Source organism: Winogradskya consettensis (genome assembly GCF_018332715.1).
GTDB lineage: Bacteria > Actinomycetota > Actinomycetes > Mycobacteriales > Micromonosporaceae > Actinoplanes > Actinoplanes consettensis.
This window is the reverse complement of sequence record NZ_BOQP01000051.1, coordinates 258200-264396: the sequence shown is the minus strand read 5'-3', so window position 1 is coordinate 264396 and position 6197 is coordinate 258200. Positions and strand designations below refer to the sequence as shown.

Genomic DNA, 6197 nt, shown 5'->3' with positions numbered 1-6197 from the left:
CGAACCGCAGACTCGACAGGTCATGGGCGCCGACGGCCGCCACCCATCTGAGTGCCACCGCCGGCACCGCAGAGGTGGCGGTGACCCGTTCCTGCTCGATCGCCGCGAAGACCACCTCCGGCCGGGGAGAGGGCACCAGCACCACCCGGCCCCCCGCGTAGAGGGTGCCGAGGATCCCGGGATTCGCCAGAGGAAAGTTGTGACCGGCGGGAAGCACGGTCAGATAGACGGTCTCCGCGTCGAAGGCGCAGGCGTCGACGCAGCACCGGATGTTGTACTCGTAGTCGTCGTGGGTGCGACCGATGATCTTCGGTACGCCGGTGGTCCCCCCGGAGAGCAGGAACAACGCGACGTCCGAGGAGGCCGGTGCCCGCTCGTCGAGCCGTCGGCGCCGGGAGCCCGCGTCCCCGTCGGGCGTCATGAGCGCGCGCAGGCCGACACTGGTGGCGCGCACCGGGTCACCGACCACCATCACCGTCGCCGGCGTGTCCCATTGCTCCACGACACGGTGTGCGAGCTGTTCGTGGTCGAAGTCCCTCCACCGGTCGGGCACGATGACCGCTTTCGCCCGCACGTGCGCGCCTATTGACGCCAGCTCGTACTCCCGGTGTGCGGGAAGCATCATGACCGGCGCCACGCCGAGCCGGAAGCAGGCCAGCGTGACGACGACGAATTCCCAGCAGTTCGGCAGTTGCAGCAGGACCCGGTCCCCGCGGCCCAGCCCGAGGCCGGCGAGCCGCTCCGCGAGCGCGTCGGAACCGGCGGCCAGATCCCGGTAGCTCAGCCGGACGTCGCCGTCCACGACGGCGATACGGTCGCCGCTGCGCCCGGCCCACTGCCACAGCAACGAGCCGAGTGGCATACCGCGCCAGCATCCCAGCGCCACGTAGGCAGCGGCCCGGTCGGCGGGCCAGGCGACGCCGGTCTCCGTACTTCCCTCGTTCAGCATGGCCACACGTCCCCGGCGACGACCTCGACGAGAAGCGACGCCACCGCCTCGATCGTCGGCCGGTCCCAGAACAACGTCGCCGGCAGCGGGATCCGGAACTGCCGCTCGAGACCGCGGCGGACCCGGACCGTCATCACGGAGTCGAGACCCATCTCCATCAACGGCCGGCGGGCATCGAGGTCCACGACGGGCAGGTGCGTCTCGGCCGCCACGTGGATCCGGACAGCCTGGACGAAGAAGTCGTGCAGGGGCTGACCGGAGAGCCCGGCCCAGGGATCCGCCACCGTTGCCTCGTCCGCGGCCACCGGAACACCGGTGGAGAGCCCGCTGAGGAGGGGCAGCATCCGGCCACCCGCCTGCGGTGCGAGGGTACGCAGCACCGCGGCGTACCCCAGGTCGTGGCGATCCGCGAGTTCCCAGGCACCGAACGCCTCGTCCGCGGTGATGTCCGCTGTTCCGCGCGCCTCCAGCTCGGCGTCGATGGCGGCCGAGGACGTCGACATGCCCAGCCCGTGCCAGGACGTCCAGCCGAAACTGACGACCCTGTCGTCGCCGTGTCCCCGCCGATGCTGCGCGAGCGAGTCGAGGAAGGCGTTGCCGGCCGCGTACGCCGCCTGTCCCGGCAGCCCGAGAAGCTGTCCGCTCGAGGAGAAGAGAACGAAGAACTCGACGCTGCCGGGCGGGAACATCTCGTGCAGGACCAGCGCACCACTCACCTTCGGGCGCAGCACCCGGCGTAGCGTGGGCTCGTCGAGGCTGCCGAGCATCCGATTGTCGACCACGCCGGCGGCGTGCACGACCCCACAGATCTGCGGGAGTCCGAGCGATTGCGGCGAGAGCCGCGCGGCGACCTCCTGCCGATCGGCTATGTCCACCGCGACGACGACGACGGTCACTCCAAGGCGTTCGAGGGCCCGGACAGCGGCCACGCGCTCGGCGGTCCTGGCATCGGTGATCGTTTCCCAGCGGTCGCGGGGCGGCAGCCCGTGCCGGCCCGCCAGCACCAGTCGCCGGGCACCCCGGCTCGCGAGCCAGGACGCGACCTCCAGTCCCAGGGCACCGAGCCCGCCGGTGATGAGATAGGTGCCGCCGGGCCGGCATACGAACGCGGGGCGTACGGGTCTGCCCTCCAGGCGTCGTAGCCGGGGCACCCGGGAATGACCGTCGCGGACCGCCACCACGTCCTCGCGGCCCGCCGAGGTGATGATCGTGGTGAGGGCCAGGGCGTCCAGTGGCGAGGCGTCGACGTCGATGATGCCGCCCCAGAACTCGGGGTGCTCGCCGCCGATGATGCGGCCGAGCCCCCACAGCGTCGCGAAGGCCAGCGCCGCCTCGTCCGTGCTCTCCTTGACCCCCTCGGTGACGCACCACAGGCGTGCGGGGACGGCGTGTCTCGCGTCCGCGAGCCGCTGCGCGCACCGGGTGAGAATCCATGCCGAGCGCGTTGCCGTACCGGCCACATCGCCGTCCTGTCCCGGTCCCGGGACCACGACGACCGCGTGCCCGGCGGTCAGATCGGTGGTGTCCAGGTCCTCGGCCGTCGCGACGACCCGGAAGGGGATCGCGGCGTCCGCCAGCGTCGTCGTGAGCCGGGTGAGCATCGCACTGCCGGGCGCCACCAGGACCAGTTCCGGCGGTGCCGTGGCCGTGACCGTGGGTTCGAGGGTTGACCAGGAGATCTCGTGCACCAGCCGGCGGGGATCGGCGACCGCGTCCTCCTCGCGGTCGATCGCCCCGTAGCGCAGCCCGGTCAGCCGGCCGGCCACGATCCCGTGGACGTCGGTGATGACGACATCCACGGTGGCCTCACCGGTCACCCGCGCCTGGATACGTGCCCGGGCGGGTGCGGAATCCGCGAGGCTGACGTGGTCGATGTGGGCCGGCATCCGCAGGATCGGTGGGCCGGCGAACGACACCGAGGCGATCGACAGAGCAGCGTCCAGGACGCAGGCCCACGTGTCTCGCAGCGCCGGGTCGCAGGCATCGATGGTGGCCAGGATGCTGCGTGCGTCGCGCCGGATGTCGGTGACGCGCCACGGGAACCCCATCGCGGCGACACCGAGCTCGGCGAGGCGCTCCTCCACGAAGGCCGGCGGCAGCGGCTCGAGGTCGTCATCGCCGGTGACCACCACCGGCCCGGTCTCGAACCCGGTCCTCGCCTCGATGACGGCCGTGGTGTGGGTCAGCCAGCCTCTGTCGTCGCCGTCCTCCTGGGCGATGCGCGTGGCGAGCCGGACGGTACGGTCCTGCACGACCACCTGCAGGTCCCTCGGCATCGTCAGGCTGACCGGTATCCGCAGCGAGACCGACGAGAGATCCGCGGGGCCGCCGCTCTGTCCGGCCGCGGCCAGGAACGTGGTCAGCAGCACCGCCGCCGGGACGATCTCGACGCCGCGTACCGGATGGCTTCCCGGGTAGGGCCTCGTGTCCCGGTCGAGCCGGGTGGTCCACACGTGGGCGGGCGTGTTCGCGTGCACGCCGATCCGCCGGCCCAGGAGGGTGTGGCCCGCTGGATCGTGCGGCCAGGTCGCACCGGACGCCCGCGCGTGCTCCTGGGCCCAGTACGACCGGTGCTGCCACACCGTCGAGGGCAGGTCCATGAGCTGCCCGTACGGGTGGTGCGCCGCCCAGTCCACCCGCGCGCCGTGGCAGTACAGAACGCCGAGATTCGTGAGTAGGGTCCGCTGTTCGGGCTGGCGGCGCCGGGTGGAGTGGGTCACGCAGGCGTCCTCGACACCGAGCTCGGCCAGCATCTCGTTGATCGAGTGCTCGACGACCGGATGGGGTGATATCTCGGCGAACAGCCGGTAGCCGTCCTTGACCGCCGCGGCGACGGCCTGCGCGAATTGCACCCGCCCGCGCAGGTTCGCGGCCCAGTAACGGCCGGTGCGGGGTTCCGCCGAACGGGGATCCTCGAGCGCGGTGGTGTAGAGCACGACGGCCGGTGACCGTGGTTCGAGTGTCGCGACAGCCGCTTCGAGCTCGTCGAGCAGCGGATCCATCTGAGGGCCGTGGAAGGCCACATCCGAGGCGATAGGCCGCACCTCGAGGCCTTCCGCGCGCCATTGCCCGACTGCGTCGCGCACGGCGCCGACATCGCCGGACACGACGGTGGACGTGGTCGACGCCACCACCGCCACGGCGAGGTCCGTCCGCCCCTGCAGGCGGCGGTCCAGGTCCTCGGCCGTCAGGTTGACCATCGCCATGGCGCCGCGGCCGATCACGCGGCGCAGCAGCAGCGAGCGCCGGCAGACCAGCCGGGCCCCTTCCTCGAGGCTGAGAACGTCGGCGGTCACCGCTGCCGCGATCTCACCGACGGAGTGACCGATGACCGCGTCGGGCCGTACGCCATGGGACTGCCAGTACGCGGCCAGCGCTGTCTGCATAGCGAAGATCATCGGCTGCGTGACGTCCACGGGGTGTTCGGTGTCCGCGGTGATCGCCGCTCGCAGCGAGAGGCCCAGCTCCTGCGCATACCACGGTTCCAGCTCGTCGATGACCGCGGTGAAGGCGGGGTCGGTGTCCAGCAGTTCGGTGCCCATGCCGACCCACTGCGACCCGTGTCCGGAGAAGACCCACACCAGCCCCTGGGCCGCGCTGGGGAGCACGCCACCGATGATCGCGCCGGGTCCGGAGGCGGCCACCTCCCGCAGTCGCAGGGCCAGGTCCTCGCTGTCATCGGCTACGACCACTGCCCGATGGGGAAGGTGGGTGCGCCGCCGGCTCAGCGTGTGGGCGACGTCGACCGGCGTGAACCCGCCGGCGTCGAGATGCCCGGCGAGGCGATCGGCGTACTGGCGTACCGCGGCTTCGCCGGCTCCGGAGATCGGATAGAGAGCCAGACCGGCTGCGGTCTGCTCCTTCCCGGCGGTGACGCGTCCTCGCGGCGCTACGGGCTCCTGGGCCTGCTCCAGGATGACGTGGGCGAGCGTGCCGCCGTAGCCGTAGGCGGAAACCCCGGCTCGACGTGGCCCGGTGCCGGCGGGCCACGGTGTGAGGCGGTCCGCCACCCGCAGGCCGGAGTTCTCCCAGGAGATGGCCGGCGAGGGGTCGGTGATGATGCTGGGTGGAATCTCGGCATGCTGAAGTGCGAGCACCGCCTTGATCATTCCGGCGATCCCGGCACCGGCCTCGAGATGGCCGATGTTCGGCTTGACCGAGCCGATGAGGCAGGGGCTGCCGGCCGGGCGACCGGCGCCGAACACCTCCGTCATCGCGGCCGCCTCGAGCGGATCGCCGGCGCGGGTACCGGTGCCGTGGGCCTCGACGTACTGCACCGAGCCGGGATCGATCCGAGCCGCCTCGTACGCGCGGCGCATCAGATGTGCCTGCGCCTGGCCGTTGGGGGCCATGATCCCGTTGGTACGCCCGTCCTGGTGTACCGCGCTGCCCCGGACGACGGCGAGGACCCGGTCCCCGTCCCGTTGCGCGTCGCGCAGCCGTTTGAGCACCACCACGCCCGCGCCCTCGCCCCGGCCGTACCCGTCCGCGGCGGCGTCGAAGGACTTGCTGCGCCCGTCGGGTGCGGTAGCGCCGGCGGCGTCCAGGACCAGCGACAGGCCCGGCGCGGCCATCACCAGCACCCCGCCGACGATGGCGAGCGGGCATTCACCCGCGCGCAGTGCCTGCGCCGCGAGGTGGATCGCCACCAGCGACGATGAGCACGCCGTGTCGACCGCCATGCTCGGACCGCGCAGGTTCAGCAGGTACGAGATCCGGTTCGCGACGGCACAGTAGGCGCCACCGATGCCGGTCCATGCCTCGATGTGTGGCAGGTCCTCGAGGAGCCGGCGGCCGTAGTCGTCGGCACCGACTCCCATGAAGACGCCGGCGTCCGTGCCCGAGATGGCATGTGGCGGGACGCCCGCGTGCTCGAGTGCCTCCCAGGCCAGCTCCAGCACGATGCGCTGCTGCGGGTCCATCAACTCCGCCTCGCGCGGCGTGATCTCGAAGAAGTCGGCGTCGAAGCCGCGCACATCCTCCAGGTAGGCGCCGCGGGTCGTCGCACCTCGCACGGCCGCGTGGTGCTCGGGGCTCTGCTCTGCGTACCAGTCCCAGCGACCCGCTGGAAGATCACCCACGGTGTCGCCGCCCGAGCGCAGCAGCTCCCAGAACTTCGGCAGTGAGTCGACACCCCCGGAAAATCTGCACGCCATTCCGACGATCGCGATGGGTTCGAGGACGTTCATCAACCCTCCTTCGCTCGGCGCGGTCAGGAATGTGATCGCGCGAGCCGTACGCGGGCATC

Annotated in this window: 2 protein-coding genes; both read right to left on the bottom strand. The window is 71.6% G+C overall.

Features of this window, described 5'->3' with window-relative positions; all coding sequences use genetic code 11:
• On the bottom strand, positions 1–949 hold a 949-nt coding region (locus Aco04nite_RS40955), incomplete at its 3' end, for an AMP-binding protein (protein ID WP_213002565.1).
• A complete protein-coding gene (locus Aco04nite_RS40950) occupies positions 943–6138 on the bottom strand; it encodes a type I polyketide synthase (protein WP_213002564.1) in 5196 nt (1731 codons plus the stop codon). The genes Aco04nite_RS40955 and Aco04nite_RS40950, both read right to left, overlap by 7 nt.
• Between the last annotated feature and the right edge of the window lie 59 nt (positions 6139–6197).

What these genes read in the sequence shown, in the direction of transcription:
- Aco04nite_RS40950 (WP_213002564.1), bottom strand. Translation starts at nt 6,138, where the DNA reads ATGAACGTCCTCGAACCCATCGCGATCGTCGGAATGGCGTGCAGATTT.